Annotated in this window: 28 protein-coding genes and 2 riboswitches; of the genes, 17 read left to right on the forward strand and 11 right to left on the reverse strand. The window is 44.8% G+C overall.

Going from position 1 to position 26,734, the window contains the following annotated elements; all coding sequences use genetic code 11:
* The first annotated feature begins 4 nt into the window (after window positions 1-4).
* The 4 genes from ACSQ2E_RS01265 to ACSQ2E_RS01280 all read left to right on the forward strand — a co-directional run bounded on the left by ACSQ2E_RS01265 (window position 5) and on the right by ACSQ2E_RS01280 (window position 2,363).
* Window positions 5-280: a DNA-directed RNA polymerase subunit beta gene (locus ACSQ2E_RS01265; protein ID WP_435988993.1), complete on the forward strand. Its 276-nt coding sequence runs from the start codon at window positions 5-7 to the stop codon at window positions 278-280.
* Between the two features lie 309 nt (window positions 281-589).
* Entirely contained in the window at window positions 590-1,024 is a 435-nt protein-coding gene (gene fabZ, locus ACSQ2E_RS01270) for a 3-hydroxyacyl-ACP dehydratase FabZ (protein WP_435988994.1), read from the forward strand.
* A gap of 167 nt (window positions 1,025-1,191) precedes the next feature.
* Window positions 1,192-1,491, forward strand: coding sequence for a hypothetical protein (locus tag ACSQ2E_RS01275; RefSeq protein ID WP_435988995.1), 300 nt, complete (start codon window positions 1,192-1,194; stop codon window positions 1,489-1,491).
* Between the two features lie 550 nt (window positions 1,492-2,041).
* A riboswitch (cyclic di-GMP riboswitch) is annotated at window positions 2,042-2,192 on the forward strand.
* A 33-nt stretch (window positions 2,193-2,225) separates the two neighbouring features.
* Entirely contained in the window at window positions 2,226-2,363 is a 138-nt protein-coding gene (locus tag ACSQ2E_RS01280; protein WP_435988996.1) for an anti-repressor SinI family protein, read from the forward strand.
* Window positions 2,364-2,397: 34 nt separating this feature from the next.
* Here the strand turns inward: ACSQ2E_RS01280 and ACSQ2E_RS01285 are convergent, their stop codons facing one another.
* Together ACSQ2E_RS01285 and ACSQ2E_RS01290 are read right to left on the reverse strand one after the other, a co-directional pair.
* Window positions 2,398-2,718 (reverse strand): helix-turn-helix domain-containing protein, encoded by a 321-nt coding sequence (locus tag ACSQ2E_RS01285; RefSeq protein ID WP_034765209.1) that lies wholly within the window; start codon window positions 2,716-2,718, stop codon window positions 2,398-2,400.
* Window positions 2,719-2,815: 97 nt separating this feature from the next.
* Window positions 2,816-3,256 carry a YwpF-like family protein gene (locus tag ACSQ2E_RS01290; protein ID WP_435988997.1) on the reverse strand — a complete coding sequence of 147 codons (441 nt, stop codon included), beginning with the start codon at window positions 3,254-3,256 and terminating at the stop codon, window positions 2,816-2,818.
* Between the two features lie 268 nt (window positions 3,257-3,524).
* On the opposite strand from ACSQ2E_RS01290, the gene ACSQ2E_RS01295 reads away from it, so the two are divergent.
* Entirely contained in the window at window positions 3,525-3,902 is a 378-nt protein-coding gene (locus tag ACSQ2E_RS01295) for a single-stranded DNA-binding protein (protein ID WP_435988998.1), read from the forward strand.
* Between the two features lie 23 nt (window positions 3,903-3,925).
* Entirely contained in the window at window positions 3,926-4,099 is a 174-nt protein-coding gene (locus ACSQ2E_RS01300) for a hypothetical protein (RefSeq protein ID WP_430339893.1), read from the forward strand.
* Window positions 4,100-4,713: 614 nt separating this feature from the next.
* Here the strand turns inward: ACSQ2E_RS01300 and ACSQ2E_RS01305 are convergent.
* From ACSQ2E_RS01305 to ACSQ2E_RS01315, 3 genes are all read right to left on the reverse strand, one after another.
* Window positions 4,714-7,539 carry a DEAD/DEAH box helicase gene (locus ACSQ2E_RS01305; protein WP_435988999.1) on the reverse strand — a complete coding sequence of 942 codons (2,826 nt, stop codon included), beginning with the start codon at window positions 7,537-7,539 and terminating at the stop codon, window positions 4,714-4,716.
* Entirely contained in the window at window positions 7,532-9,166 is a 1,635-nt protein-coding gene (locus ACSQ2E_RS01310; RefSeq protein ID WP_435989000.1) for an SWIM zinc finger family protein, read from the reverse strand. Before ACSQ2E_RS01310 ends, ACSQ2E_RS01305 begins: the two co-directional genes overlap by 8 nt.
* 385 nt (window positions 9,167-9,551) lie before the next feature.
* Window positions 9,552-11,156 (reverse strand): alkaline phosphatase, encoded by a 1,605-nt coding sequence (locus ACSQ2E_RS01315; RefSeq protein ID WP_435989001.1) that lies wholly within the window; start codon window positions 11,154-11,156, stop codon window positions 9,552-9,554.
* A 133-nt stretch (window positions 11,157-11,289) separates the two neighbouring features.
* Between ACSQ2E_RS01315 and ACSQ2E_RS01320 the strand changes: the two genes are divergently transcribed.
* Window positions 11,290-11,817: a hypothetical protein gene (locus ACSQ2E_RS01320; RefSeq protein ID WP_435989002.1), complete on the forward strand. Its 528-nt coding sequence runs from the start codon at window positions 11,290-11,292 to the stop codon at window positions 11,815-11,817.
* A 28-nt stretch (window positions 11,818-11,845) separates the two neighbouring features.
* Here the strand turns inward: ACSQ2E_RS01320 and ACSQ2E_RS01325 are convergent, their stop codons facing one another.
* Both ACSQ2E_RS01325 and ACSQ2E_RS01330 read right to left on the reverse strand, forming a co-directional pair.
* Window positions 11,846-13,081, reverse strand: a complete 1,236-nt coding sequence (locus ACSQ2E_RS01325) for an efflux RND transporter periplasmic adaptor subunit (protein WP_435989003.1) — start codon at window positions 13,079-13,081, stop codon at window positions 11,846-11,848.
* 23 nt (window positions 13,082-13,104) lie between these two features.
* Entirely contained in the window at window positions 13,105-13,770 is a 666-nt protein-coding gene (locus ACSQ2E_RS01330; RefSeq protein ID WP_435989004.1) for a hypothetical protein, read from the reverse strand.
* Between the two features lie 262 nt (window positions 13,771-14,032).
* A riboswitch (cyclic di-GMP riboswitch) is annotated at window positions 14,033-14,108 on the reverse strand.
* Window positions 14,109-14,305: 197 nt separating this feature from the next.
* Between ACSQ2E_RS01330 and ACSQ2E_RS01335 the strand changes: the two genes are divergently transcribed.
* A complete protein-coding gene (locus tag ACSQ2E_RS01335) occupies window positions 14,306-14,467 on the forward strand; it encodes a hypothetical protein (RefSeq protein WP_435989005.1) in 162 nt (53 codons plus the stop codon).
* Between the two features lie 145 nt (window positions 14,468-14,612).
* Here the strand turns inward: ACSQ2E_RS01335 and ACSQ2E_RS01340 are convergent, their stop codons facing one another.
* Window positions 14,613-15,026, reverse strand: a complete 414-nt coding sequence (locus ACSQ2E_RS01340; protein WP_435989006.1) for a helix-turn-helix domain-containing protein — start codon at window positions 15,024-15,026, stop codon at window positions 14,613-14,615.
* Window positions 15,027-15,222: 196 nt separating this feature from the next.
* Here ACSQ2E_RS01340 and ACSQ2E_RS01345 point away from each other — a divergent pair, with 196 nt between their 5' ends.
* The 8 genes from ACSQ2E_RS01345 to hutG all read left to right on the forward strand — a co-directional run bounded on the left by ACSQ2E_RS01345 (window position 15,223) and on the right by hutG (window position 23,009).
* Complete coding sequence (locus ACSQ2E_RS01345; protein WP_435989007.1) at window positions 15,223-15,411, forward strand: hypothetical protein; 189 nt, start codon at window positions 15,223-15,225, stop codon at window positions 15,409-15,411.
* 146 nt (window positions 15,412-15,557) lie between these two features.
* Window positions 15,558-16,130 carry a transposase gene (locus ACSQ2E_RS01350; RefSeq protein WP_435989008.1) on the forward strand — a complete coding sequence of 191 codons (573 nt, stop codon included), beginning with the start codon at window positions 15,558-15,560 and terminating at the stop codon, window positions 16,128-16,130.
* 100 nt (window positions 16,131-16,230) lie between these two features.
* Window positions 16,231-16,713, forward strand: coding sequence for a hypothetical protein (locus ACSQ2E_RS01355; protein ID WP_435989009.1), 483 nt, complete (start codon window positions 16,231-16,233; stop codon window positions 16,711-16,713).
* A 214-nt stretch (window positions 16,714-16,927) separates the two neighbouring features.
* Entirely contained in the window at window positions 16,928-17,374 is a 447-nt protein-coding gene (gene hutP / locus ACSQ2E_RS01360; protein ID WP_079534321.1) for a hut operon transcriptional regulator HutP, read from the forward strand.
* A 226-nt stretch (window positions 17,375-17,600) separates the two neighbouring features.
* On the forward strand, window positions 17,601-19,133 hold the full coding sequence (gene hutH / locus ACSQ2E_RS01365; protein ID WP_435989010.1) for a histidine ammonia-lyase: 1,533 nt from the start codon (window positions 17,601-17,603) through the stop codon (window positions 19,131-19,133).
* Window positions 19,126-20,796, forward strand: coding sequence for a urocanate hydratase (gene hutU, locus ACSQ2E_RS01370; RefSeq protein WP_435989011.1), 1,671 nt, complete (start codon window positions 19,126-19,128; stop codon window positions 20,794-20,796). The genes hutH and hutU overlap by 8 nt, the downstream gene beginning before the upstream one ends.
* A gap of 1 nt (window position 20,797) precedes the next feature.
* The gene (gene hutI, locus ACSQ2E_RS01375; protein ID WP_435989012.1) at window positions 20,798-22,084 is read left to right on the forward strand and encodes an imidazolonepropionase; all 1,287 of its coding nucleotides are present in this window, start codon (window positions 20,798-20,800) and stop codon (window positions 22,082-22,084) included.
* Window positions 22,062-23,009, forward strand: a complete 948-nt coding sequence (gene hutG / locus ACSQ2E_RS01380; RefSeq protein WP_435989013.1) for a formimidoylglutamase — start codon at window positions 22,062-22,064, stop codon at window positions 23,007-23,009. Before hutI ends, hutG begins: the two co-directional genes overlap by 23 nt.
* A 180-nt stretch (window positions 23,010-23,189) precedes the next feature.
* On the opposite strand, the gene ACSQ2E_RS01385 is transcribed toward hutG, so the two are convergent.
* Window positions 23,190-23,516 (reverse strand): hypothetical protein, encoded by a 327-nt coding sequence (locus ACSQ2E_RS01385; protein ID WP_435989014.1) that lies wholly within the window; start codon window positions 23,514-23,516, stop codon window positions 23,190-23,192.
* A 204-nt stretch (window positions 23,517-23,720) separates the two neighbouring features.
* A complete protein-coding gene (locus ACSQ2E_RS01390; protein WP_435989015.1) occupies window positions 23,721-23,849 on the reverse strand; it encodes a hypothetical protein in 129 nt (42 codons plus the stop codon).
* A 198-nt stretch (window positions 23,850-24,047) separates the two neighbouring features.
* Here ACSQ2E_RS01390 and ACSQ2E_RS01395 point away from each other — a divergent pair, with 198 nt between their 5' ends.
* A complete protein-coding gene (locus ACSQ2E_RS01395; RefSeq protein WP_435989016.1) occupies window positions 24,048-24,929 on the forward strand; it encodes a helix-turn-helix domain-containing protein in 882 nt (293 codons plus the stop codon).
* Between the two features lie 423 nt (window positions 24,930-25,352).
* On the opposite strand, the gene ACSQ2E_RS01400 is transcribed toward ACSQ2E_RS01395, so the two are convergent.
* The gene (locus ACSQ2E_RS01400; protein ID WP_435989017.1) at window positions 25,353-26,417 is read right to left on the reverse strand and encodes a LysM peptidoglycan-binding domain-containing protein; all 1,065 of its coding nucleotides are present in this window, start codon (window positions 26,415-26,417) and stop codon (window positions 25,353-25,355) included.
* Window positions 26,418-26,734 lie beyond the last annotated feature (317 nt).

Below are 26,734 nucleotides of genomic sequence, written 5' to 3' on the forward strand. Positions count from 1 at the left end.
TGCTATGAGTGAAAAAGAGCTACTGCAAGAAAAAGTGACAAGAGAATCAGTAAAAACAGAAAAAAAGGCAAAGCAAAAGGACGAAACTAAGCCATCACGCTGGGTGCGTGTTCGCATGCTTCCCATCTGGCTCAGAATCCTTCTGTTCATCCTTCTTCTTGCAGGAAGCCTCGTCCTCGGTGCCGTCATCGGCTTCGCTGGCATCGGCAACGGCAACGCTGCCGACGTCTTCAAAGCAGAAACCTGGCAGCATATCATTGATATCGTAATGAAGAAATAATTTTTGAGGGACGGACCTCGAAATCGTTAGCTTTTACGACAGTGAACCTTGATATAACAGGGTTTCGTTGCGGATGGAGCTTGTGATTCGAGGTCCGTCCCTTTTTTTACGTAGATATCGTTGCAAATTTGGAGTTGGGAGGGACGGACCTCGAATTTGATGCCTTTTTTGAGGAGAAATGTTGATATAAAGGGATTTCCTTGGGGGATTAGGGCGGATTTCGAGGTCCGTCCCTCCCATCCTGTTGCTATTACAACCACAGTTTCTGTACAATAAGGTGTACATACATATTGGTAGGAGGAATTATTTATGCTTGATATTAATGAGATTAAAGAGATTATTCCCCATCGTTATCCGTTTTTGCTGGTGGATCGGATTTTAGAGGTGGAGGAAGGCAAGAAAGCGGTCGGGATCAAGAATGTGACGGCGAATGAGGAGTTCTTCAATGGTCACTTTCCTGATTACCCTGTGATGCCGGGCGTGCTGATTGTCGAGGCGCTGGCTCAGGTCGGAGCTGTGGCGATGCTGAAGGTCGAGGATAACCGTGGACGTCTGGCGTTCTTCACGGGCATTGACAAATGCCGTTTCAAGCGTCAGATAAAGCCTGGTGATCAGCTCCGACTTGAAGTGGAAATGATCCGCTTTAAAGGACCGATCGGTAAAGGAAAAGGTGTTGCAACCGTTGATGGTGAAGTTGCTTGTGAATTAGAGATGATGTTTGCTCTTGGGGATAAGCAAGAGTAATCAGGTATAATGCGGCCGGGTTTGATGTGATTCATTTCACGTCAAATCCGGCTTTTTTTACCTTGAAAAAATGATTCCATATGCAAGTTAATTCATTTTCCGGGAAAGCTAACAAAAGACCAACGTAACGGTCTTACATTAACCAACATAGAAAGGAGTCATACATCATGAGCAAAAAGTTACTATCGATCCTTGGTGGATCTGCACTTGCCGCTTTCCTTCTTGTAGGATGTAACGCCAACCAGGAGCCTCCTCCGGAAGACGAAGCACCAGTGGAAGAAAACGACAACATGGATGAGAATAACGATATGAACGACAACGGGGACATGAATGAAGAGAACTACCCTGAGTCAGAAGACAAGAACAAGCAAGGCGACAAAGATGCAGCGAAGGATAACAACACACCTGAAGAAGACGCTGTAGAAGATGATATTGATATGAAGGATAAGGATAATAAGGACGAGTAATGGGGTAAGACAGAGGCGACTATGAGTTGCCTCTGTTTTTTTATAAAAATAAAAAATCCAGACTTTCATTTTTATGGAAATTAGACTATAGTTAATTTATAAAGTTCTTTATACAGAACAAAATGAATATATTAATAAGAACGAAGTGATCATAACATTAGAGAGGTGGATAAATGTATAAAAAAGTTTGCAATCGATGTACTCGCTCTTCATTCAGTAGCACTGAAACAGGTGATTGGATTTGCCCATCTTGCGGTCATGACTTAACTGAAGCACCATTTTATACGCCCTTCTTAAGGCATAGTGATTTTATCCCACTCCGAAAAAAGTTAGAAGCTTATGAAAAGAATATGAACAATAAATATCTTTGAATTTCGACAAATATCTTTATGCTTTTAAAGAATACAACAATTTATTTAGTAATAAACTTGGATAATGTCGAATAAAGCATTCACTTGTAGGAAAAAAGTGTAAAAATTTTCTTTGAATAGACAAAAAATTTTGAAAAAAGATGGTACTATTGATATAACGAAAAGCGATGAAGAGTGAGGGCAGAAAAAGGCAAACCCATTGAAAAATGGGGACGCAAAGTCACAGGTCTAAAGTATTAATAGTAAATCAATTTCCTGGAAGACTACATATGAAAGACATCAACGTGAATTTGAAACGCATATTAATACGATGGCGGCTGGATTGCCTGGAATACGTTTACTGTATTTTAGGAGGGAAACAATTTGGGGAATAGAGAATTGGACCAAGAATGGGTTGAGCTAGTGAAAGAAGCCTTGGAAGCAGGAATATCTAAGCAACAAATCAGGGAGTATTTACAAAAGCAATCCCAGGAAGTAAAGGCCGGATATAAAATAATGTAATATAAATAAAGTCTTGCGAACTCTTCGCAAGACTTTATTTATTGCCTAATTTCCATTTATTAAATTCAATGAACTCCCGGAACTGTTCCTTGGTGATTCCAGAATCCATTGCTTCTTCTGCAATCTTCATCCATTCGTGATCAATGTTTTGATCCTCGGGTTGATCGTATAATAGAGCATCCATAGGAATTCCTAAAGCCGCTGAAACTTTCTCCAGAAACTGAATGGAAGGGTTTTGTTGAAGGTTACGTTCAATTGAACTCAAATATGACTTAGCTACGCCTGCTTTTTCAGCGAGCTCCGTCATGGACATTCTTTTTTCTTGTCTGTATTTCTTAACTCTCTCTCCAATCATCAGGGACACCTACCTAAAGACTTCATGTTTGAAGTCACAATATTAAATATAATTATATCATAAATAATTCGACAAGAAATTACATATATTCGTATTATTAAATGCTCGGCTTTGCCGTTGCCGGAATCCTCGGCTTAGATACCATCTTCTCACGGAACTCACGAACGAGTTCATCCCCGGAGTACCCTTTCTGGACTAAGTCATCAAGCAGTATCTCCGCATATTCATTCCGTTGTTTCTTCAATTTTCCTTCAAACATAATGCTGATATGTTTATCCATTTCTTTGATACAACGGATGGATGTCATGAAGGCAGCAGGATCATTGGCTGCATGGGAAATCACGACCTGGATTTCCAAGTCTTCTTTGCTTTGCTGAGCCTTTTGGAAAAATTCGATGTATTCATTCGACATATACGTTTCGACAAGCCATGTTTTCTGACCGTCTTCTTTATTGATGATCAGACCGTCCACAAGCTCGAAGTCATGCAGTTCCTCGTTCTCCACTACTTGAAGGGAAATCACTTTAAAGGTTTTCATGAACGAACATCTCCCATTTAAAGGTTTTATCAAATTATATCACAGGGGGGATTTGTTTCCCTAATACATTTATAAATGAAAAAAATGACGAAAGATGCAATTTTGTGTTTTTGACCATGATTTTAATGAAAAAGAGGAAAATCTCCCTAGGCGAATTTCCGAAATTCAAGCCGTTTTTACCTCTAATTTCGGAAATTCACGATTTTACAAGATTTGCACATAGAAGTAAGATGAGATCACCTTAACAGAAAGGAGGAGATGAACCCAAGTGATCAACCAAGTGACCCTGGTGGGAAGACTGACGAAAGATCCGGAAGCGAGAAAAACAACGGAGGGAAAATCAGTACTTAGCGTGACGATTGCCGTGAACCGGCCTTATAAGAATCAGCAAGGCCAAACTGATGCCGACTTTGTACTCTGTACGATGTGGAACCGTGCAGCGGACAATACGGAAAAGTACTGCAGGAAGGGTTCCGTCGTTGGGGTGACCGGCCGCATCCAAACACGTTACTTTGAAAACGATCAAGGGAAGCGGACGTATATCACCGAAGTCGTCGCTGAAAACGTCCGTTTCCTGGACAGTAAGCAGGCATCCCCGGTTACACCTGAACCGAGCAAGAAAGAACCAATCGAATTGCCGTTCTAATTTTTTAAAAGGGAGATGGAGTTTTGGTCACACTGCAAGAACTTGAACAAAGAATCGATCGACTGGAAAAAATGACGGAAGATCTCATTAAAAAAGTAGCAAGAGTCAATGTCGAAAACTTCTACTTATCTCAACGGGTAACCGCCCTTGAACAAGGATACGAATATCCAAACCCGGTTTTGAAAACCTCATCTTGATCTTTTATAACCCTCAACCAGATTTCTTTCCATAAGCGTCAATCCAACCTATAAGTACTCTGTCTCAAATTCCAATGGTCACCCGCACGATGCCCCTGATTTGCCTCATTAGACATAAATATGTATAGCGGTTAGTAAGTGAAATATTCCCCTTTTTGTCTTCATATTGAGCCGGTTTCCTTGAGGGGAGGCTGGTGTTTTTTTTATTTGGTATGGTGAATCATTTTGTGTAATTATAATTGAAAAAAAGAAAATTAGAAGACGTGATATCGTTTTAGATTAATAGAGGAGGTGGGTTTGTACAGGTTTTGGCATGTAATGAGACGAATTTGAGAGATACTAAGAAACTGGGGGAGGGAATCCCTAGTTTGAACCGGTTTCAGGCATTTATTTTATGAGAAATTGGGCTGTATGAGTGTGTGGTGATTCGCTATGAGATTAATTGCGTCATTTTCTTGAGTGATTGCGTCATTTTCAAATTAATTGCGTCATTTCCATTGTTAATTGCGTCATTATTTCAATTATTGCGTATTTTTCCAAATATAACCATTTGATAGTTAATAACTCCTCAAAAAAACCCCTTTCCCATAAAAGGAAAGAGGCAACAACAACATCTATTCCAACACCAGCAACGATTCCAGATCCTGATCCGACAATTCCGTCACCCACTGGTCACTGCGGATGATTTCGTCGTTCAGAGCCTGCTTTTTCATGAGCATGGCATCGATTTTTTCTTCAAGGGTGCCTGATGAAACGAGCTTGTGCACGTGAACGAAACGTTTCTGGCCGATCCGGTAGGCACGGTCGGTGGCCTGGTTCTCGACGGCCGGGTTCCACCAGCGGTCGTAGTGGACGACGTGGTTGGCAGCGGTCAGGTTCAGACCGGTACCGCCTGCTTTCAGTGACAGAAGGAAGACAGGGAAGTCGCCGTTTTGGAATTTCTCGACGAGTTCATCCCGTTTTCCTTTAGCCGTGCTTCCGTTCAGGAACGGGACATTCACATCGAATTCTTCCTTCATCACTTCCTGGATCATCTCGCCCATTGAGATATACTGGGTAAAGATCAGGCAGGCTTCGCCAGATTCTAGGGCGGTTTCCACGATGTCCTTCAGTTTCTGCATTTTTTCAGAGCGGGACAGGATCGACTTCGGGTCCGGTTCTTTCAAATAGAGAGCCGGATGGTTACAGAGCTGCTTCAGTTGGTTAAGCATTTGCAGGATCAATCCTTTGCGCTCAAAACCGCTCAGTGTTTCTATTTTAGCAAGCGTGTCTTTCACGAGCTGCTCATACAGGGCCGCCTGCTCGGCAGTCAGATGACAATATTCTTTCTGCTCGAGTTTTTCAGGCAGATTCAATTCGACTTCAGGATCTTTCTTCGTACGGCGCAGTAAGAATGGCTTGATTTTGGCCTGAAGCTCTTTGACTTTTTCTTCGTTCTCGTCTTTTTCGATGGGAGCGATGTAATTTTTCTGGTACTGGGTGAACCCACCGAGATAGCCGTGGTTCAGGAAATCAAAGATTGACCACAGTTCTGACAGACGATTCTCCATCGGGGTCCCGGTGAGAGCAATATGATGCTTGCCGCTCAGCTTACGGATTGCACGGGACTGCTTCGTATTGGCATTCTTGATATTTTGGGCCTCATCAAGAGAAATCGATGTCCATTCGACGAGTGATAGCTCGTCATAATCGATATGGGACAAGCCGTAAGAGGTGAGCACCACATCGACATCTTTGATGGCAGCCGCAAAACTTTCTCCCTTCGCACGGGTTGGACCGTAATGTAGATGAACCTTCAAGTCCGGAGCAAATTTCTCCAACTCACGCTGCCAGTTTCCGAGAACGGAGGTAGGGGCAACGATCAGGGAAGGGGTTACCGGTTTTTCGGTATCCCTCACATGTTGCAGATACGTGATCAGCTGTACCGTTTTCCCGAGTCCCATGTCATCAGCAAGACAGGCGCCAAAGCCAAACTTCCGTAAAAAGAGCATCCAGCTCATCCCCAGCTGCTGGTAGGGACGGAGCTCACCGATAAAACTATCAGGCGTTTCCGTAAGCGGAATCGATGACACATTCGTCAGCTGATGAACCATTTTTTTCATGGAGCGGTTGAGCTCGAGCTGGATCCGAGCGTATTGATAAGGATCATGCTCATCGTCATTGGAATCCGTTTCCGACTCATCGTCCTCACGGGGGACAAGCTCCTGTTCGAGCATATCCTGGATCGAGATTCCTTCCTGTTTGGCTTTCGTCATCATCTGTTGAATCCGGCGAATCATGGCAGGATCGAGCTTCATCCACTGACCGCGGATTTTGACCAATCGGCGTTGATCATCAACGAGCTGATTGAAGTCATCCTCAGAAAGATTGACACCGTTCATGGAGAGACGCCAGTCGAAATCGAGCATGGCGTTGAGTCCCACGAAGGATTTACGATAGCTCGTATCCGTGTTTTTTAGCTTTGCTTTCACGAGTACTTGGGCATCCTTCATCGCTTCCCACCAGGATGGGAGGAGGATCTCAATGTCGAGATCGATGAGCTTCTCACTGAGCACGGATAGAAAATCCCATGCGTCGTGTTCACCAAGTGAGGTCCTGAGAGAGCCATCCGTGTCACGGAGGATCGGCAGCATTTTCATCCAGCGTTTCTGTTCAGCGGATACGTCGTTCAGATGTTTTTTCCAGGAAGGGGGAACCGTGTCTTCAGCAAGGGATATGATCCGGTTCTGTTTCTTTCGATCTCGTAAAATCGTTTCGAGTTCCCAGGACTCATCCTCATCAAGAGGTTCGGTTATTCGAAGTCCGATTGAAAACGGCAGTTCTTCATCTTCACCGGCAATCCACTCACTCCAACGCTTCTCATCAAAGTACGCATCAAGCTCCTCAGACGTCAGCGTACTCTCCTTCAGCTTCTGAATCCGCTTCATCGCACTCGATCCACCAGACGCCATCGCCTCATTCAACGCCCCCTGAAACCAGTTTTCCGTTAAATTTTTGAGGGACGGACCTCCACCGGGAAGCTCTTCCTCCCAGAATTCGTCGTTGAAGTTCGACCAGACTTCATCGGGGATGTGAAACTGGAGTCCCTTTTCCTGCCATTCTTCAAAGCGAGGCAGCCAGCGTCCGGCTTCAACGGCCTCATAGATCACCGGTGCAATCGCAATGCATGCCTGCCCGGTTTCATCCCAGTCCCACTGGATCATGCTGCTGAAATGCTCGCCGGCAAGAAGGGTCAGGAACTGCCATTTAGTGACCGGAACGCCACCGTTCGATTCCTCGATAAGGGTTCCGTAGTAGCTTTCTTCATGCCAAAGAAACAGCTGCCCCTTCCATTCTTTCGTGGGAAGGAGTTCGCCTTCATCGTTTTCCGCAGTGATGTAGAAACGGTCTTCATATTCAGTTGTATGGACATTGATTTTGACGGAAGACAGTTTAAGCATCGATTAACTTACCCTTTCTGCACTCTTCTTGGAACGCGCGTAAACGCTTATATTTCTCCAGAATATAGGGGAGATACACATCCCACTTATCGGTTTTCTTCGTTTTTTTATAAATCGTCCGGATCTTCTTCATATAACGGACGGCGAGCTTGTAGCTGTCGCGGTTCTTCTGATCGATCGCGGTGATGACGCCGGCGTAATAGATGGGAAGGGCGAGTTCGGGTGCTTCCTTCGTCACGTCACGGAGACCCATGCCTTCCATTTCTGCAATGCTGTAGCTCATATATTTCTGCAACTCAACCCACTCTCGGTAAGCTTTCGCCGTGATGAGATACTCGTTGTATGAGAAAAAGCTGTACGGAAGCATGGAGAGGAGAAGCTCGTTCACTAGCGTGCTGTCCTTTTCCATCAGCCAATCCATCGGCAGAATCCGCACGAACCAGCGGACGAACCGGGTCGCTTCATAATAATCAAGGGTCTCGAGATGGTCCGGCATTCTCGACAAGATATTCCGCACCAGAAAGAAGCCGACTTCATACCGCTTTCCGACGAAGAATTTACGAAGCCAGAATTCGCTGTAAGCGACGAGTTCCGTCCCAAGCTCATCCACCACTTCACTCGCTTTATTCAAATCTTCAAGGAGGAGGTATTGATGAAGGATGGCCACGTTGTGAAAAGTGGGATCCTGGACTTCTTCCTCTTCCAATCGCGTGACTTCTTCGCGGCGCCAAGACTTCTGCTTGAACAAGTAGTACCATAGGAAGCGGTACACCTCAGCCTTCATCATCGTACTGTTCTCAGTTGAATCACTCATCTCGATCGTCTGCTTTTTCAAAAAAGCAATATACGGATCGAAGCTGAACGGCATGGCATGGATCGACAGCTTCTCTACGGCATCTTCCATTTCGCCCAGGAGGAAATCGTACATGCTGTACTGCTCACGGCTCAGCTCGACATTCCGTTTTTGTAGAAAAAGGTCGATTTCAATCGAGAGGTAAAAGGTCGCAAACAGCTGATAAAGGGGCTTCCATTCCCGTTCGAACGGCGCTTCCTTCATAAATCGCTTCGTGATATTCTGAACGAGGACGTCCATTAAATAGGGCTGTCTTTCCAGTAACTCCAAGTCTTCTTTTTTAAGAAGAGACTCAAAGAACTGCCACCATTCCTCTGGGCTGTTGCCCCGTGTTTTCCGTTCGTTCAATAGATCGCTTGCCTTCTTTAAGGCACCGTGTTTTTTCATTAATTCATCCAGTGACTGTGCTTCCTGACTGGCAGGCTGAGATTGACTCCGCCAACTCTGGATCCACTCACTGACCCGTCCAACTTTGTTATAGAGCATAAAAAAGGTCGCCATTTGATGCCGGCACCATTTGTCCTGAGGGCATGAGCACTTGCTTAAAAGGGGGAATAATAAATTCAGCTCTAGGGTCACAGGCGTCACATCCTGGACCTCCGCCGTCACTTCATCTTCCCGGACCTTTACGTTCGAAACCAGATTCTGACGGAACAATAGAAGGCCCTTCGAAACGACATTCTTGCTCTCGTCCTGATTCGGGTCCAGCTCACCCTGTATCGACTGACTCATGGGAAGCAACTTATCCTTCAACTCCTGAATACGAATCGACATCAACCAACCTCTCCAATCTATAAAATCGCATTCTTTTATTATAACGCAAAAGGAGGGGGAAAAGGAACTTGGGGGTGGGGGAAGTGGTGGAAAGGGGATGTGGGGTTTGTCGAATGGTGTGGTTTGGAGAGGTGGTTTGGTGGCGGGGATCGCGATTTGTAAGGGAGCGGGCGGCGGGATAGGTCGATAATATAATTGAGGACTGTTAAAAAGATCCCTGGTGAGGTGCCAGGCACCGGCCGCTGGAAGGGATTTTGAAAATAAATCTATGGATTTGAAAATAAACTCAAGGGATTTGATAATAAATCATCTAAATTGAAAATAAATCACCCATTATTGAAAATAAACCCAACGTTCCCCTTTCAAAACCTGCCCAATCCCCACCCTACTCCTCCACATGCACATAAAACGTCTCCCCATCATACACATTCACGCTCTTCAACCCCACTTTTTCATCATTTCTCCAATAAAAATCCTTATTTTCCGGAAAACGAAGTACCAAATCATCACGCTTCGCCACCATCACAGGGTTTTTAGAGGTCCGTCCCTCAAACGACACCTCATAGCCTCTATCCCGGTAATATTTCACTCCATCCACATACCATGAAGCAAACGTGCCGTTCCTCAGTGAAAATCCCATAAAAGTAGATATCATCCTTGGGATGTCGGTGTTTTCGATCAGTCCAACCGGCTTACCTGGTCCATATGAGTATAAAAAGACGTCTTCACCGGTATGCCCGTGGGTGGTGAAGCCGAGATGTGCCCGCTTCGCCATCAGTTTCACCATTTCATTCTCAAGACCCTCAACGCTCTTTGCGGCTTCCATTGCGCCAAATTCCTTCTCGCTCAGTTCACCCAACCCATAGCTTGAAAGAACCTCTTTTAAATTCGATCGATCCTTCTTCAGCTGTGATGTAGCGCCCTTGACGGTAAGCCTTGCTTTCTTCAGTGGCTTGATGAACCTATCGGCAGGCATACTTTTATAATCACCGTTTGTCTCGTGATTCCCAAGCGTCAATCCGCTATTCCCATGATCGGTCACGGCAACCACCATGGTGTTTCCGTCCTTCCGGGCAAAATCAAGGGCCTCACGGACTGCATCGTCAAAGCTCAATACCTCACTGATCATGCCGACCGGATCGTTCTTATGAGCGGCCCAATCTACCTTGCTGCCTTCGACCATGAGGAAGAATCCTTTTTTACCTTGAGAAAGTCGGTCAATGGCTGCACGGGTCATCTCTTCAAGGGAGGGCTCATCGGGATTCAGCTGAGGACGGTCCAATTCATAGGAGATATCTTCATCAGCGAACACTCCCCACAGCTTTGGTGATGATGTCCCCCTTAGAAGTCCGTCCCTCTTCAGAACCAGCTCATATCCTGAAGTATGGATCTCTTTAAAAAGGTTTTCTCCGTCTTCACGGCTGATCTGTTTTGTTTTCAGCATGCCGTCATCGTCTTTGGTGGGTTCCTTGGTTTGCGGCTTTAGCCATGCAGCACCACCGCCTAACACAACGTCCAGTCCTTGGTACACCTGCTGTTCACCGATATCCCCGAACTCATCCCGGTTCAAAACATGGGACGTGAAGGCAGCGGGGGTGGCGTGCTGGATGGGGGAGGTGGACACGATGCCAGTGTTGTATCCGGACAGTTTAGCGCCTTCAAGGACGGTCAAGACGGGATGTCCATCGGGGTTCATCCCTATATAATCGGCTTTCGTCTTCACACCTGTCGCCATGGCGGAACCTGCTGCAGCGGAATCGGTGATGGCAGACTGGGCGGAATACGTCCGGACGCCGCCTCTGAGAATCGTATCGAGCTTAAGGTCCGTCCCTCGATACCAGCGGGACAGGGTGAGGATGTCGGAGTTGGTGCCGTCCATGATCATGAGGATGACGTTTTTGTGGGGTGGTGGGGCGGCTGTTGTGGAGGTGGCGGGCAGGGTGAGGGCTAGTAGTGATAGGAGGATGGTGAGGCGTTTGAGTGTTTTCATGGTGGATTTCGTGCTCCTTTTCTTTTGGTGTAGGTATAGTATTTGTTGGTGGGGGAGGAGTATGTATGTTTTGTAGGTCATTTCGGCATTTCTTCACATGTAGTACAATGAACTAAAAAGGGTTCGTGGAAATATGAAGAAAGAGAATTTTATTTTCGTTTTTTCAATGCTGGTTGTTATCACAATTTTACTCGTCTCTGAGACATCTGTAGAGGTCATGGCATTCCTTGGGCTGCTGGTTGTTATCATTTCGGTGCCTGCCATTAGACAGGGGATATGGAAGGACAACTTCCGAAAAGTGAAAGCCGCTTTTTATACCACCGTTTGTTTTACCATTGGCTTATTTATTTTCTATTTCTCTCTGTCTATTTTTGCAGGGGATTCATATAGTACAGGTGGAGAGTTGTCACTCTTTGTTTTGGTGGTGTTTTTGTTTAGTTTGATCGGTAATGTTTTTTATGGGTTACCTGTTTCACTGGTGGCCGAATATATTTCCATAAAGTTTTCTTCTATGCGCCCTTGGGTTTCGGGAGTTATACATATTGGACTCGGTGCTATCACTTACTTTATTTTTCCCGGTTTATCATTAGGAGCCATAAGTTGTGCGGTCATATTTTTTATAATAGATGAGGTACTATATAAAAAAAGCGTCCTATCTTGATTGAAAGGACGCTTTCCATATACTACGATTATTTCCGTTCCAAAATCCCCAACAATAAATTCTCCAATATCGTCGGACGATCGAATTTCTTCAAATCTCTCAATTTCACTTTGTCCCAATCAAGGGCTGTGATGAATGTTGCGCCTTTTTGTAGGGCGGGAATCTCGTCAGGATAGACGATATAGTATTCCCCTGCTTTCACACCGGATTTGATTTGTTGCTGTCCATCGACTGTGAGGCCGGTTTCGACTTTGCGTTTTTCGACGGTGCCTTTTGATGTTAAAATCCAAATATATTTCGATTCGCCATCTTTTTCAACGGCCGTTACCGGGACCACGAAGGCACCTTTGACTTTATCCGTAATGATGGATAGGAAGACATGGTGTCCTGGAAGCAGTTCGTTTTTTGTGTCCTGCAGTTTAATTTCTACAGGGTATAGGCTGTCTGTTTGGATGTGCGGATCGTTTTTGGGAAGGGTTGCCACACGGGTGACAAGCCCTTTTAGAATTTTTTTCTCAACATCCGATTGGACGGTTGCACTCATATTTTCATCGACTCTGACGATTTCTTTTTCCGTCAGATCGGTGGTGACGATGGTTGACTCTGAGGCAATCGTGATCAATGGATTGTCGATCGCATGGGATAGGTCCTTGATGGTTCCGTCCACGCTGCTTTGGACGGTCAGGGTCGTTTCGTACGATTCGATATCGGAAATTTGGCGCTCGAGATTGTCGATTTGACTTTCCAGGCGATCAATTTCAAGTTCCTTGGCGGCAATTTCTTTTTTAAGATCATATTCCGATTGAAGGGCACTGGCGTCGATGGGAATTTCTTTGTCGTCCGTCGAGCCTGATGGAAGGGATGATTCCAATCGCTTCAGGTCGGAAATATTGCCTTCGATGCTGTCGATCTCGTCTTCAAGTTGATCAGCTTCTGATTCCAAGACGCTCTTTTGCTGAGATTGATCGGTTACTTCATACTCATATAGGGGTGTTCCGGATTTAACCTGATCCCCTTCTTTGACAAGGAATTTTTTAAAGGAGCCGAATTCATCGTTAAAATAGATGTAGTTTTCTTCTTCAGAAGCAACGACGCCGGCTTTCGGCATTTCTTTTGCAAGAGCCCCTTTGTTGACGGGTTCCCATTCGGCGACACGGACTTCCCGGTCGACTTTACTGTCCGCTTTTTCAATGAGATATGTATTGGCGCCTATAAAAAGGAGCGACACGGTGAGGGTGGTATAGAATAAGGTTCGTTTGTACATGAATGTTCACAGCCTTTAAATAGTTAGATTAGAGTGGATAAATCCAGGAATGCAAGAAATGCAGTAGCAGCCCAGAATAGTAGATTCATTAACAAAATCACGAGCCAGATGAGCCAGTTTTTTTGCTGAGTGAGTCTCTTGACGCCTTTGTATTGAATATAGAAAACCCATATCTTAAATAGGGAGAAACAGCCCAGGAAATAGATGACCCATGGTTTAGCGGTTATGTATTGAGCAATGACTCCGAGTGATAGGGGTGATGAGAACCAATCAAGTGAAAGAAAAAGGGATAATGGAATATAGGTCAGTCTTTCAATTAATAGTATGAGTAAGACCAGGCTTTGGGTGATGACAAGCTTGCGATATTCCCCTTCGTCTGAAATGGTCCAGAAAATCAGGGCCGGTACGAACAGGATGACTGCCGCATATACTATTCCAGAAATGATTCTTCCTAATAGGAACAAGAACTTTTCCATCTCGAATGTGAAGGGTGAAAGTTTCGTCAGTTCCTTTGAAAGAGGGTCCATACCGATTCCAAAGGAAGAAATGAGGCCAAAGATAAGGGCAGACAATAGGAAAACAAGGAGAATCTTTTTTTTATATCCTCTTAATACTTCCATTTCCTTTAATTGATAAAAGAAGTAGGATGGTTGTCTTAATCCCCGGATGAGTTTAACTTCTGTATGCATAAATGGTTGCCTCCAACTAGTTTTGATTACTTCTCTTATTCTATCGAAAAACCCCGAAAGTTTCCATAAATTGTAGAATGGAAATTTATAAAATTAAAAAAGCGCCTCAAGACGCTTTTACATGTTATACGTTAAAAATGTAGTGCCCGCTATTAGAGCGACAGTAAAAACAAATAATCCTATGTACATCCACATTTTACGAGCTTTCTTTTTTACTACTATTTCTTCGGGTGTCAAAAACGACAAAATAATCCCTCCTTGGTTTGGTAGCTGGCTGGCATGTAATAGCCCCTATAGCTTTGCGTCATCACCTTTCGATGATTTTGCCACTTTTCAAGACCATACCACTATTATATCGACGTTTGGTTATGGAAGTTAAATAGGCCTAAAGTATGTTTTGAAGATCATTCTAAAAAAATTTATCTTTAAACAAGTGACGTTTTCTGGTAATATAGCATAAAATTGATGTTTGAAATGTCGTCTAATAGTGTAATAAAGTGATATAAACTGTTTAATGATGTAGGAGGTTGTCTTTTTGAAAGGAAATGCGAACAACGATCAGCATATTTTGAACGTTATCCAAAAAGCGTTCGACAAAGGTCAACAAGGAAACATGGATACCAACACAATGATCCATTGGCTAAAACAAGAACTCCAATCCGGATACACCATAGATACAAACCAAAAAGCGCTCTAGACCCCAAAAACCCGGGAATCTAGGCGCTTTTTTTTTTTGAGTGAATTGAGGGACGGACCTCACTTTTATGAAAAGATAGGAAAGGAAATCCCGGTATAACAGGGTTTAAGCTGCGAATAGTAAGGTCCGTCCCTCCCGTGGGATTCTACCAGTCCTTCGTCGTCTGGTAGAAGTGGTTTACGTGTGCGATGAATTTTTCTTTGCGCTTTTCTGTGAAGTAGGAGAGGGATGACAGGGTTCGCTTGAATTTTGGATGCTCCTGGAGGGTTTTTAGAATTTCTTTTGTTTCTTCGTCTTCGAAGGTTTCTCTCAGGATCATGGGGTCGTGGCTTTGTCCAAGGCTGTCGCTCTCCTCCCCGTACATGATCCGGTTCATTTCATGGGTCGGGATTTTATAGACTTCCTTAAAGGTAAGCAGCATTTTGTAGGGGATGTCCCTTGCACCGGTTTCATAGTTTGATAATGCGCCCTGGCTGATATTCAGGCGAAGGGCAGCTTCTCTCTGGGTCAGCTCTAATACATCATTGCGATAATGCTGTAACTCTACATGTAGATCCATTGTTTTCACCGACTATCCCTTTTTTCTTCAAGATAAAGGTTTTACGGGCAGGTATTAGGAAATTACACGTTTTGAAATATTTATTCTGATTACGTTTAAATATAATTTGGAAAAAGTATACAAATTTACAGTAAAACGTATTAAAATGTAAATATAATTGTGATTTTGTCGAATTGGGGGTAAAGGTGGAGATAGAATGGGGGAACAACATAATAGGGATGAGGCTGGCCTTTCTACGAAGGAAATAAAGAAAGTCATCACATGGATCCAGATGAAACCGGAATCCAACCTGGTGTTCAGCACAACGCATCACGGTAAACGGCGAGTCATCTACTACACACCAAAAAGCATCACCAACCTAGACGACCACAGAAGAGATAGATAGAACGAGGGACGGACCTCTCTACCCATTCCATTTACACGGTATTGTGAATGAATAGAGGTCCGTCCCTCAATAAAAAAGAGGATTTTACGCATTCGTGTCGAATAGATTTAATGTAAGATTATGAGATTGAGAGAAGGAGTGAGGGTATGGTTCGAACGCCTCGGAATTGGAGTCCGGGAACGACGTATCATGTGACGGCGAGAGGGAACCGGAAGCAGGATCTGTTTCATGATGATGACGATCGCAAGAAGTATTTAACGTATTTGCAGGAAACGAAAGAAAAGTACCCATTTACCATCCACGCCTACTGTTTGATGTCCAACCACATTCATCTGCTGATCGAAACCCACGATGTTCCACTGGAGAAGTCCATCCGTATCCTTCACACCCGATACGCCGTCTATTTCAATAAAAAATATGATTATGTCGGGCATGTGTTCCAAGGGCGGTATGGATCGACCAAGATCGATACACCATCGTATTTTATTAATGCCAGCAGATATATCCACCACAATCCAGTTGAAGCAAAACTCACCATTCACCCCGAGACATACCCCTGGAGCAGTTATCCTTTCTACATCCATTCCATTGATAACCCCTTACTTTCCAAGGAACGCACGCTCAATTATTTTCCGGCTCCTCAAATCAGCAGATATCAGGAGTATGTAGAAAAGGGCGTACAAAAAGTAGAACTCCATAAAAATACAATTAAAAAGTGAAACAATAGAAGTTTTTGGAAAAAATATAGAGGATTTTGGGTGTTGGTGTCGAAATTCATATTCAGTAGGACGAAATCCCTATTTTTAGGAGGAGGAAAGTATGAGAAAAGAATTTCTTTTAGTATTCGAGGATTTTCACATTTCCAAAAGAATCGTCAAGAAATCAAAAAAACATTTAGTCGTTTTTCAAGGGCAGCATTATTACAATAAGTTAGTCGTGGTGAACCGTCCGCCGGGATTCTCTCATGCGCTCGAGAGCATCATGTACTCGGATAAAATTCTCGAAACAGTCGGGTTCACGACATTGTTTGCCGTTCCCGTCGATCGGAATCACTCCATCCCATTCAAGTTTGTCCGGATAGGTGACATCACACCAAAGGATTGTAAGATTGTACTCGAAAAGCGGGAGGGAACGGAGCGATTGAATATCCTGCCCTTGTACCCTGTAGACGGCCCACTTTCCAGCGAAGACAAACAGGATATCCTATCCTACTTAAGCCTGAAGTCCGATGACGGAACCGTCACCTACTTAATGAACAATCCCCAGATATTCAAAGGAAAAGGAAAAAAACAAGAAGAGTAAAGGAGGAATGAGGCGAACCTGAACAGGTACGTCTTTTTTTGAGGGACGGACCTCCACCTCCCGTACCACCGCAAAAACCCTTTACCACGCTACCAAACTACCTCTCTAAGTTTCTAAAATCACTCTTTTTTTCGTTGACCTCTCCTGATTCAGACCATACAATAATAGTAGTTATTAGTATTTTTAGAATTTTCACGTAAGGTGCGAATGCCACTTGAATAAGACAGATCACACTCGTATCGGAAAAAATGCCATGCTTCTTCTCCTCTTAGACAGGGAAGAGGAAGAGTGGAATCGTCATTTCAATGAGCTGAATTGGAGTTACTGCACCGGTAAGATCGGTTCCATGGACAGTCAGAAGATTGTAGCCGCGATTGAAACAGCGGCGAAGCGGAGTGACCTGGTCCGGGAAGATCTGTACCGGGAGATGCATGCCTTGTATCATGCCATCATGGAAGCCCTGACAGGGGTCACCCGCGGTCAGACCCAATTGGGTGAAATTCTGCGGACAGTGGGCTTGCGCTTTTCGGTTGTGAGAGGGACTCCGTATGAAAGTGAAGAGGAAGGCGAATGGATCGCAGTAGCGTTATACGGGACGATTGGTGCGCCAATTAAGGGATTGGAGCACGAAACGATCGGCCTTGGGATTAATCATATTTAAATAAGAGAGAGCCTAGAGATATTAGTTGAAAGGAGGCTCGACCAACGGCAGAAGTCTGTCTTTGGTCGAGCCTCCTTTTTGTGTGGGAACGAAGACACAGGGGTCCGTCCCGCATCAGGGTAAAGCGTTAAAGAGAAAAAATCAGCAATAACAGCATATAACAATGGGAACGAGCCGAATTCAGGTGTTTTTCGGAGGTCCGTCCCTAAAGAAGGAGGAAATTAAGATGGTGGAGTTGACGGGTTGTAGTTTGAGTTTGGATGAGGCGAAGCGGGTGATTTATGGGAAGGAGCCTGTGGAGCTTTCGCCGCTTAGTATGGAGCGGGTGCGGAAGAGTCGTGAGGCGGTTGAGAAGATTGTGAAGGAGAAGCGTGTGGTGTACGGGATCAACACGGGCTTCGGGAAGTTCAGTGATGTGCTGATCGATGCGGATGATGTGGAGGAGCTTCAGCTCAACCTGATTCACTCCCATGCGTGTGGAGTGGGGGATCCGTTTCCGGAGAACGTTTCGCGTGCCATGCTTCTATTGAGATGTAACGCTCTGTTAAAAGGATATTCCGGAGTTAGACCGGTCGTGGTCGAGCGGTTAGCGGAATTCCTGAACAAAGGGATCCATCCAGTTGTCCCACAACAGGGTTCACTTGGAGCAAGCGGGGACTTAGCACCCCTTTCCCATCTGGCACTCGCTCTGATGGGGGAAGGAGAAGTCCATTATCAAGGAGAGGTCCAACAAACTTTGCCGGTCCTGTCAAAAGAAAACATTTTCCCGATCCAGCTTCAAGCGAAAGAAGGATTGGCACTCATCAACGGAACCCAGGCGATGACGGCAATGGGTGTCATCGGGTACCTGGAAGCGGAAGAGCTTGCCTTCCAAAGTGAAATAATCGCCAGTCTGACCTTGGAAGGATTAAGAGGAATCATGGATGCCTTCGACGAAGATATTCATTTAGTAAGGGGATATCCTCAACAGATCGCAACGGCTCAAAGAATCAGAGATTACCTGCAAGACAGCAAGCTCACAACGAAACAGGGTGAGCTCCGAGTACAGGACGCTTACTCCCTAAGATGCATCCCACAGGTTCACGGAGCCTCCTGGCAGGCACTGGACTATGTAAAAGAAAAACTCGAAATCGAAATGAACGCGGCAACGGATAACCCGCTCATTTTTGACGACGGAGAGAAGGTCATTTCAGGCGGGAACTTTCACGGGCAGCCGATCGCATTCGCCATGGACTTTATGAAGATCGCCATAGCAGAACTCGCCAACATTTCAGAACGACGGATCGAACGACTTGTGAATCCGCAGCTGAATGATCTGCCGCCTTTCTTAAGCCCACAGCCTGGGCTGCAGTCGGGAGCGATGATCATGCAATACTGCGCGGCATCACTCGTATCGGAAAACAAAACCCTTGCCCATCCGGCGAGCGTCGATTCGATTCCATCATCCGCTAACCAGGAAGACCATGTCAGCATGGGAACGATCGGATCACGTCACGCTTACCAGATCCTGCAGAACACGAGAAGAGTCCTCGCAGTCGAACTCATCTGCAATCTGCAGGCAGCAGAGCATCGAGGGACGGACCTCATGGCCAGCAAAACACGCCAATTTTACGAAGAAGCGAGAAAGGTCATTCCTTCCATCACGAAGGACCGGATCTTCTCGAAAGACATAGAAAAAGCCAACCAGTGGCTGCAGCAAACAACCCTAAGGACACTCATCAAACCAACCAAAACAAAGGAGGAAACGACAAATGGTTAAGGCAGACAAACGAATCGTACAAGTGAAAAGAGGGACGGACCTCGAATGTAAAGGGTGGGAGCAGGAAGCGGTTCTTCGCATGCTCTACAACAATCTTGATCCCGAGGTAGCGGAAATTCCTGAAGAGCTCGTTGTATACGGTGGAATCGGGAAAGCGGCTCGTAACTGGGAGTCTTTCGACGCCATCGTCCATACGCTAAGAAACTTGGAGAATGATGAAACCATGCTCGTCCAATCCGGTAAACCGGTTGGTGTGTTCAAAACCCATAAAGCGGCGCCAAGAGTCCTGCTATCGAACTCAGTCCTCGTGCCGAAATGGGCGAACTGGGAGCACTTCCACGAGCTTGATCAAAAGGGACTCATGATGTACGGCCAAATGACAGCGGGAAGCTGGATCTATATCGGTACCCAGGGAATCCTGCAAGGGACGTACGAAACGTTTGCTGCCCTTGCGAAGAAGCATTTCAACAATTCCCTTAAAGGGACGATCACCCTCACAGCCGGATTAGGAGGAATGGGCGGGGCGCAGCCACTCGCCGTCACGATGAACGGAGGAGTCGTGATCGCCGTTGACGTGGACGCAGAACGTATCCAGAAGCGCCTCGATACAAAATACTGTGACGTGAAAACCGATTCCATCGAAGAAGCACTGATGATGGCGTATGAAGCGCGGGATCAGGGCAAGCATCTATCCATCGCCTTACTAGGAAACGCGGCTGAGGTTCACCATGAACTCCTCAAGCGTGACGTCAAAATCGACATCGTCACCGACCAGACATCGGCCCATGATCCACTCAACGGTTATGTACCAGAAGGATATACACTCGAAGCGGCAACAGAATTACGCAAACAAGATCCGAAAACCTACACTGCCCTGTCACAAAAAAGTATGGCCAAACACGTGGAAGCGATGCTTGAATTCCAACACCGTGGATCCATCGTATTCGACTACGGCAACAACATCCGTCAGGTCGCGAAGGATGAAGGAGTCGACAATGCCTTTGATTTCCCTGGCTTCGTACCGGCATACATCCGTCCACTATTCTGTGAAGGAAAAGGACCATTCAGATGGGCAGCATTGTCTGGAGCCCCGGAAGACATCTACAGAACGGACCGCCTGATCAAAGAGCTTTTCCCTGAAAACGAAGCCTTGAATCGCTGGATCGATATGGCACAGGAGCAGGTGGCGTTCCAAGGGCTTCCTTCCCGCATCTGCTGGCTGGGCTACGGTGAGCGTGTGAAGATGGGCCTTGCCATCAATGAATTAGTGAAAAACGGTGAGTTGAAAGCACCGATCGTCATCGGTCGTGATCATCTGGACTGCGGATCCGTTGCGTCACCGAACCGTGAAACGGAAAGCATGAAGGACGGAAGCGACGCGGTGGGTGACTGGGCAATCCTGAACGCCCTCATCAACACCGCGGCAGGCGGCTCCTGGATCTCCTTCCACCACGGCGGCGGAGTGGGAATGGGCTACTCATTACACGCCGGAATGGTCGTTGTGGCAGACGGGACGGACCTTGCACAGGAACGTCTTGAGAGAGTCCTCACAACCGACCCCGGTATGGGCGTCATCCGCCACGTCGACGCAGGATACGATATTGCGGAAAAAACAGCAGAAAAACATAACATCCACATCCCAATGAACAAAGGAGGAGAATAATATGACCGCAGAAAAACATTTCGACACCATCATCGACAACATTGGACAGCTCCTGACGATGGACCATGGGGACGGACCTCTGAAAGGGGAGGCGATGAGCAAGCTTCCCGTACTCGAGAATTCGGCCATTGCCATCAAGGACGGCCTTATCGCCTGGATCGGCACGCACGAAGAAGCACAATCCCTCAAAGCAACGGAGCGAATCGACGCAGAAGGGAAGCTCGTCTCACCGGGTCTCGTCGACCCGCACACGCATCTGGTCTTCGGAGGCTCACGTGAACACGAAATGGCACTCAAGCAGCAGGGAGTTCCATACTTAGAGATCCTGAAGCGGGGAGGCGGCATCCTGTCAACAGTGGGTGCCACCCGCGAAGCATCGGAAGAAGAGCTTCTCACAAAAGCACGCTTCCACCTAAACAGGATGATTTCATACGGAGTCACAACAGTAGAAGCGAAAAGCGGATACGGTCTTGACCGCCAGACAGAGCTAAAACAGCTAAAAGTAGCCAAACAACTAAACGAAACGCACCCGGCAGAAATCGTCTCCACATTCCTGGGAGCACACGCCATCCCGCCTGAATTCAAAGGACGCCCGGATGAATTTTTAGAAGAAATGCTGGACCTATTAAACGACATCGAAAAAGAACAGCTCGCTGAATTCGTCGACATCTTCTGTGAAACAGGCGTATTCACCGTCGAGCAGTCACGAGGGTTCCTGAAAAAAGCAAAAGAAAAAGGTTTCTCCGTCAAAACCCACGCCGATGAAATCGACCCTCTCGGCGGAACGGAAATGGCAACGGAAATCGGAGCCACAAGCGGAGACCACTTAGTAGGGGCATCTGACAAAGGCATCCAGGCACTGGGCGAAACCGACACGATCGCCGTTCTCCTGCCAGGAACGTCCTTCTACCTGAACAAAGGGAAGTACGCCAACGCAAGAGGGATGCTCGAAGCGGGAGCGGCCGTCGCCCTATCCACCGACTTTAACCCGGGCAGCTCACCGACGGAGAACCTGCAGTTCATTATGAATCTGGCATCCCTGCAGCTGAAAATGACGCCAGAAGAAATCTGGAACGCCGTAACCGTCAATTCTGCTTACGCTATCAACAGGGGAAACTCGGCAGGAAAGCTGATCAAAGGCCGTAAAGCAGACATCGTTCTATGGGATGTGCCGAACTATCACTATGTCCCATATCACTACGGGGTCAACCATACCAACACCGTCATGAAAGACGGATGTATCATCTACCGCAAGGAGAAGCTTCATGAGCATATTTCAACACATTAAGCCGGCAGGAAAAGCGCTGTTCAAAGACCGCTACACAACGAAAGCAGCAGAACTCCTGACAGCTTGGGAAGAGGGAAAGAAAGGGGACATCGCCATCATTGGCGCTCCCCTCTCCAAACCCTCCATCTCCCACTCAGGAGCAAGCTTCGCACCCGACGCCATAAGACGGTGCCTGAACTCATTCACAACCTATAACATTGAAAGAGGGACGGACCTCGCCGAAGACAAAAAAACGATCATCGACTTCGGCGATATCTCCATGCACCCGACGTCCATAGAAGAATCACATCAACGAATCTATGAATCAACGAAAGCAGTTACCGAAACAAACGCTGCCCCCTTCACCATCATCCTGGGAGGCGACCATTCAATCACCACCTCAACGATCAAAGCCATCAAGGAAATGAAGGGGACGGTCGGGATCATCCAGTTTGATGCCCATCATGACCTGAGGAACACAGAGGACGGAGGACCGATGAACGGTACACCTTTCAGGAGATTAATAGAAGGTGGCCACATTCAAGGAGAGCATCTCATTCAAATCGGTATCCGCAACTATGCCAATGCGAAAGCCTACCATGATTACGCCATCAAGCAGGGTGTAACGGTGTATACGATGAAGGACGTCAGGCAACAAAACATGACAAAACTCATCCAGGAATCCCTTGCCCAACTGGACTCCCAAGTCGACACCATCTACCTCTCCGTCGACATGGACGTCCTCGACCAGGCATATGCCCCAGGTTGCCCGGCGATCGGTCCCGGGGGGATGCATCCGGATACGCTCACTGAGGCGATCCAAACCGCGCTCCAGCATCCGAAAGTCCATATCATGGACATCGTCGAAATTGATCCAACCCTTGACATCAGGAATATGACGAGCAGGGTGGCTGCATTAATCATTATGGAAACACTAGTCAACTAGTTAAAAACGTGTCAAAAATCCATGAGAAAAAATGGCCGACAACCATCGGCATTGAGCGAATTGTCAACGTGAAGTGAACTCGAGCGCGAGTACCCTCCAATAATGGAACTATTAAATAAACGCCTGGAGTCATTTCAACTCCAGGCGTTTAGCTACTTCCTTATAGGGTCAGCCTTCATATCAGTGACCGACATTTTCTCTATTCAACTCATACCCGCAATGAACTTCCTTCATTCCGATTACTTTCATAAAGTGTCTAAGTTTCTTCATACTTACCTCACCCAACTCACCAACCACGTCAAATCGGTCTATTACCGCACACTTTTCAATCGAAACTTGCGTGCCACCCTGGGACTTTCGGTACGTTACCTTGTTATCCATGGCATACGTGGAGACCATGGCTTCCCCGACCTTACAATCACCTTTTGAGAATTCGAAGTGGAATTGGATCGACATGTCCATATCCGAATATAGAGGATTTACTTTCATGCTTAAGCTTTGCATCATGAAGCCCCTTTCTTTTACTATACTTTTATCCTATCACATTGAAAAAAAGAGGGGATTTAGGCTCAGGAAGCAATATTCCACATAGCTGTTTGTTAATGCTGCAAATAAGCGGGTTTTCAGGGATTCCTATAACTCTAAGCATAATTATGTAAAAATAAAAAGCCCCCATATTTGGGAGCGCTATCAATCGAGTGGTTTATAAAATTAATATGCTGTACCTGGAAGTTCACTTTGAAGATTTATTACGTCTGTTTTTGCTGCTGCACTGGAAGTACCTGCAAATCCCAAAACAAGAAATGATACAGTCAAAATTGTTAAAAAACGTCTTTTCATAGGTCTTTCCTCCCTTTCTAAGTTAAAAGAAGTTTCGATAAGATAATATAGAGTAATGTTATAATTATTAAAACATATTTTCTTTAAAAGTAAAATGTGTGTATATAGTCCATTTATCTTATTATGACATGTAAATACGGTATTTTCTAAGGTTTTTATATATAAATATAACTCTAGGAATAATTAGGGGTGGGTTTTATGGATTTTGCTGCAGTTGGTCGAAAGATAAAAGAACTGAGAAAAAACAGTGGACTATCACAAGAAGACTTAGCAGAAGGTATTTGTACTCAGGCTCAAATAAGTAAAATTGAGAAGGGAGATGTATTTCCTTATGCATCAACCTTATATCAAATTTCTCAAAAGTTGGGGGTGGATGTCAACTATTTCTTTGATATAGGGACAACTCCCAGATTGGACTATGTTCAGGAAGTCTTCAAGCAACTTCAAATTATGAGAAGAAGTCTGCGCTTTGAAGAAATGATGGATATTGTACGCACAGAAGAAGGGAATCCGTTATTTTTGCAAAATAAAAAAAACATGCAACTTCTTCTTTGGCATAAGGGGATTTACCTGTGGGAGGTAAAGAAAGAATTTGATAAGGCAATAGTTACTTTACAAGAAGCAGTCGATATTACGTATATAAAAGGGAAGGTAATGCAAGAAAGAGAAATTGAAATTCTTCTGACCATTGGAGCAATCTATTACAAACACAATATTGATAAGGCTGTACAAATCTTTGAAGAAGTCAATGGTCATTTACAATCCCTTCCACACATCAATGATTACACAATTAAAACAAGATTATATTATAATATGGCGAGGGCGTTAACCAGGTTGAATCGAATACATGATTCAAATAAATACTGTGAAGACGCTATTAAATGGTGTTTATACAAAGATAGTTTATATTTGTTAGGAGAGCTTCATTATCAAATAGGTTATAATTTAGAGCTTCTTAATCAACCCCAGAAGGCTAAAGGGTATATGGAGAAGGCGCTTATTGTATTTGAACTCCAGCAGGATGATAAGTACATAAATTTTATAAATAATAAAATTAAAGAATTGTCTGCTCTCAAGTAATTACACGTGGGAATGTTCAACTCACTTGTGTTAAATAGAGGATTAATGATCCATTTCACATCAGCTCCATCCAGGTGTCAATAGATGAATTAAAAGCTCCCGGGTTAAAAAACTGGGAGCTTTTAATTATGAAAGCTTATAGCAGATTTCTTAGTATTTAAAGATTACCCCTTACTCACATTCCCCCTTTTTAGCTAATGCAGATAAAACAGCTTTCACACCTACTGAGTTTCAATTTTCCCTATGTAAAGAATTCAAGTCCTGTGATCAACAATTTGATCGTTCGCGGTACATTTGATTTGGGTATTTTTCACACTAAAAAACCAGAGGGAAAAAGTTCCCCCCGGTTTTGCTTACACTGCCAAGTAGTACATTTCCATATCACCATTGGGAACATAGTACCAGGTAGTGGCTTATTCTTTTTTACAAATCATAAAAACGTTTAAAACCATCAAACTTGGATTTCCAATAGGAATTATCTAAACTAGTAATTTCGACGCCATTGTCACCCGCATGGATAAACTTGTTGTCTCCAACGTAAATGCCTAAATGGGAAATTCCTTTTTTATACGTGTTTTCGAAAAAGACGAGGTCCCCTATAGTAGGTTTATTAACATAGTAAGAACGATTATAATACCCCTCACTGGACGTTCGGCTTACTTTAACACCGCTCTTATTAAAAGCATAATAAATGAAACCGCTGCAGTCGAAGCCTGAAGTTGTAGAGCCTCCCCATGAGTATGGGATGCCCAGTTGTGCTTTTGCGTGAGAAATGAGTGTATGTGTATTGAAAGAAGTAACGCTTCCTTCGTTTGATTGAACAGTCTCAGTAGTAGAAGATGGCTGTGATACTTGAGATTTTCCTATTTTTATAGTTTGGCCGACATAAATCAAGTCACTGGACAAATTGTTCAAACGTTTAATATCTTGAACTGAAACATCATATATTCTACTGATGTAAGATAATGTATCTCCAGACTTAACTGAATATGTATTAGAACTTTCCGGTTTAGATGGTGTAGACGGCGGAGTAGGGGAAGTCACATTCCCGTTACTTTGATTACTGGATGAGGTACCGCTGGCTATGTTAAGTACCTGTCCGGGAAAGATGAGATGGCCATTGATACCATTCCATTTTTGTAATTCTGATACAGTGATGGAGTACTTGTAACCAATGGCACTGAGAGTGTCCCCAGACTTAACCGTATACTTTTGGGCTGAATCTGACGTATTTGATGTCTGGCTTGAAGATGGCTTAACGGCTTGTTCAAGACTTACCGTGTCTACTTTAAGCAATTGATTTGGGAAAATTAATTCGGATTTTAATTTGTTCAATTCTTTGATGGCACTAACGGATGTGTCGTATTTAATAGCGATTGACCAAAGAGAATCACCAGATTCAACTTTATGAGTGTTTGCGGAAGCGGATGCAGCAAACGCAGTAGACAGAACGGCGGTGGCAGCGACAGAAACTAGTGTTTTTTTCACTTATTTTTCTCCTTTTTTGTCAGATGTTAGTTATATCGGTATATAATATTGACATTTTATCACATAAACCCAAAATAGAGACATTTTTATTGAAATTATTACATATTATTTAGTTTTTACCGTGGGTTTTGGAACGTTGGTATATAAACTGGAGTTAGTGTAAAATGATATATATTGAACATGATTTAAATATGAAGTGTTACTTTATTAAATGATATGAGGAGTCGCCTACTATGTAATTTTCCTGTATTGACTGTGGGGGCTGGGTTTGTTTCAATCTAAAATCAGACGGAATTAAATAGAGTATTTCTTAATCA

It is taken from the genome of Rossellomorea sp. LjRoot5, assembly GCF_964253455.1.
In the GTDB taxonomy this organism is placed as follows: Bacteria; Bacillota; Bacilli; order Bacillales; family Bacillaceae_B; genus Rossellomorea.

What these genes read in the sequence shown, in the direction of transcription:
- ACSQ2E_RS01320 (WP_435989002.1), top strand. Translation starts at nt 11,290, where the DNA reads ATGAAGAAAGAGAATTTTATTTTCGTTTTTTCAATGCTGGTTGTTATC.
- ACSQ2E_RS01345 (WP_435989007.1), top strand. Translation starts at nt 15,223, where the DNA reads ATGGGGGAACAACATAATAGGGATGAGGCTGGCCTTTCTACGAAGGAA.
- ACSQ2E_RS01315 (WP_435989001.1), bottom strand. Translation starts at nt 11,156, where the DNA reads ATGAAAACACTCAAACGCCTCACCATCCTCCTATCACTACTAGCCCTC.
- ACSQ2E_RS01350 (WP_435989008.1), top strand. Translation starts at nt 15,558, where the DNA reads ATGGTTCGAACGCCTCGGAATTGGAGTCCGGGAACGACGTATCATGTG.
- ACSQ2E_RS01265 (WP_435988993.1), top strand. Translation starts at nt 5, where the DNA reads ATGAGTGAAAAAGAGCTACTGCAAGAAAAAGTGACAAGAGAATCAGTA.
- ACSQ2E_RS01305 (WP_435988999.1), bottom strand. Translation starts at nt 7,539, where the DNA reads ATGCTTAAACTGTCTTCCGTCAAAATCAATGTCCATACAACTGAATAT.
- ACSQ2E_RS01330 (WP_435989004.1), bottom strand. Translation starts at nt 13,770, where the DNA reads ATGCATACAGAAGTTAAACTCATCCGGGGATTAAGACAACCATCCTAC.
- hutU (WP_435989011.1), top strand. Translation starts at nt 19,126, where the DNA reads ATGGTTAAGGCAGACAAACGAATCGTACAAGTGAAAAGAGGGACGGAC.
- hutI (WP_435989012.1), top strand. Translation starts at nt 20,798, where the DNA reads ATGACCGCAGAAAAACATTTCGACACCATCATCGACAACATTGGACAG.
- ACSQ2E_RS01340 (WP_435989006.1), bottom strand. Translation starts at nt 15,026, where the DNA reads ATGGATCTACATGTAGAGTTACAGCATTATCGCAATGATGTATTAGAG.
- ACSQ2E_RS01390 (WP_435989015.1), bottom strand. Translation starts at nt 23,849, where the DNA reads ATGAAAAGACGTTTTTTAACAATTTTGACTGTATCATTTCTTGTTTTG.
- hutG (WP_435989013.1), top strand. Translation starts at nt 22,062, where the DNA reads ATGAGCATATTTCAACACATTAAGCCGGCAGGAAAAGCGCTGTTCAAA.
- ACSQ2E_RS01385 (WP_435989014.1), bottom strand. Translation starts at nt 23,516, where the DNA reads ATGATGCAAAGCTTAAGCATGAAAGTAAATCCTCTATATTCGGATATG.
- ACSQ2E_RS01275 (WP_435988995.1), top strand. Translation starts at nt 1,192, where the DNA reads ATGAGCAAAAAGTTACTATCGATCCTTGGTGGATCTGCACTTGCCGCT.
- ACSQ2E_RS01325 (WP_435989003.1), bottom strand. Translation starts at nt 13,081, where the DNA reads ATGTACAAACGAACCTTATTCTATACCACCCTCACCGTGTCGCTCCTT.
- ACSQ2E_RS01355 (WP_435989009.1), top strand. Translation starts at nt 16,231, where the DNA reads ATGAGAAAAGAATTTCTTTTAGTATTCGAGGATTTTCACATTTCCAAA.
- fabZ (WP_435988994.1), top strand. Translation starts at nt 590, where the DNA reads ATGCTTGATATTAATGAGATTAAAGAGATTATTCCCCATCGTTATCCG.
- hutH (WP_435989010.1), top strand. Translation starts at nt 17,601, where the DNA reads ATGGTGGAGTTGACGGGTTGTAGTTTGAGTTTGGATGAGGCGAAGCGG.
- ACSQ2E_RS01310 (WP_435989000.1), bottom strand. Translation starts at nt 9,166, where the DNA reads ATGTCGATTCGTATTCAGGAGTTGAAGGATAAGTTGCTTCCCATGAGT.
- ACSQ2E_RS01395 (WP_435989016.1), top strand. Translation starts at nt 24,048, where the DNA reads ATGGATTTTGCTGCAGTTGGTCGAAAGATAAAAGAACTGAGAAAAAAC.
- ACSQ2E_RS01290 (WP_435988997.1), bottom strand. Translation starts at nt 3,256, where the DNA reads ATGAAAACCTTTAAAGTGATTTCCCTTCAAGTAGTGGAGAACGAGGAA.
- ACSQ2E_RS01285 (WP_034765209.1), bottom strand. Translation starts at nt 2,718, where the DNA reads ATGATTGGAGAGAGAGTTAAGAAATACAGACAAGAAAAAAGAATGTCC.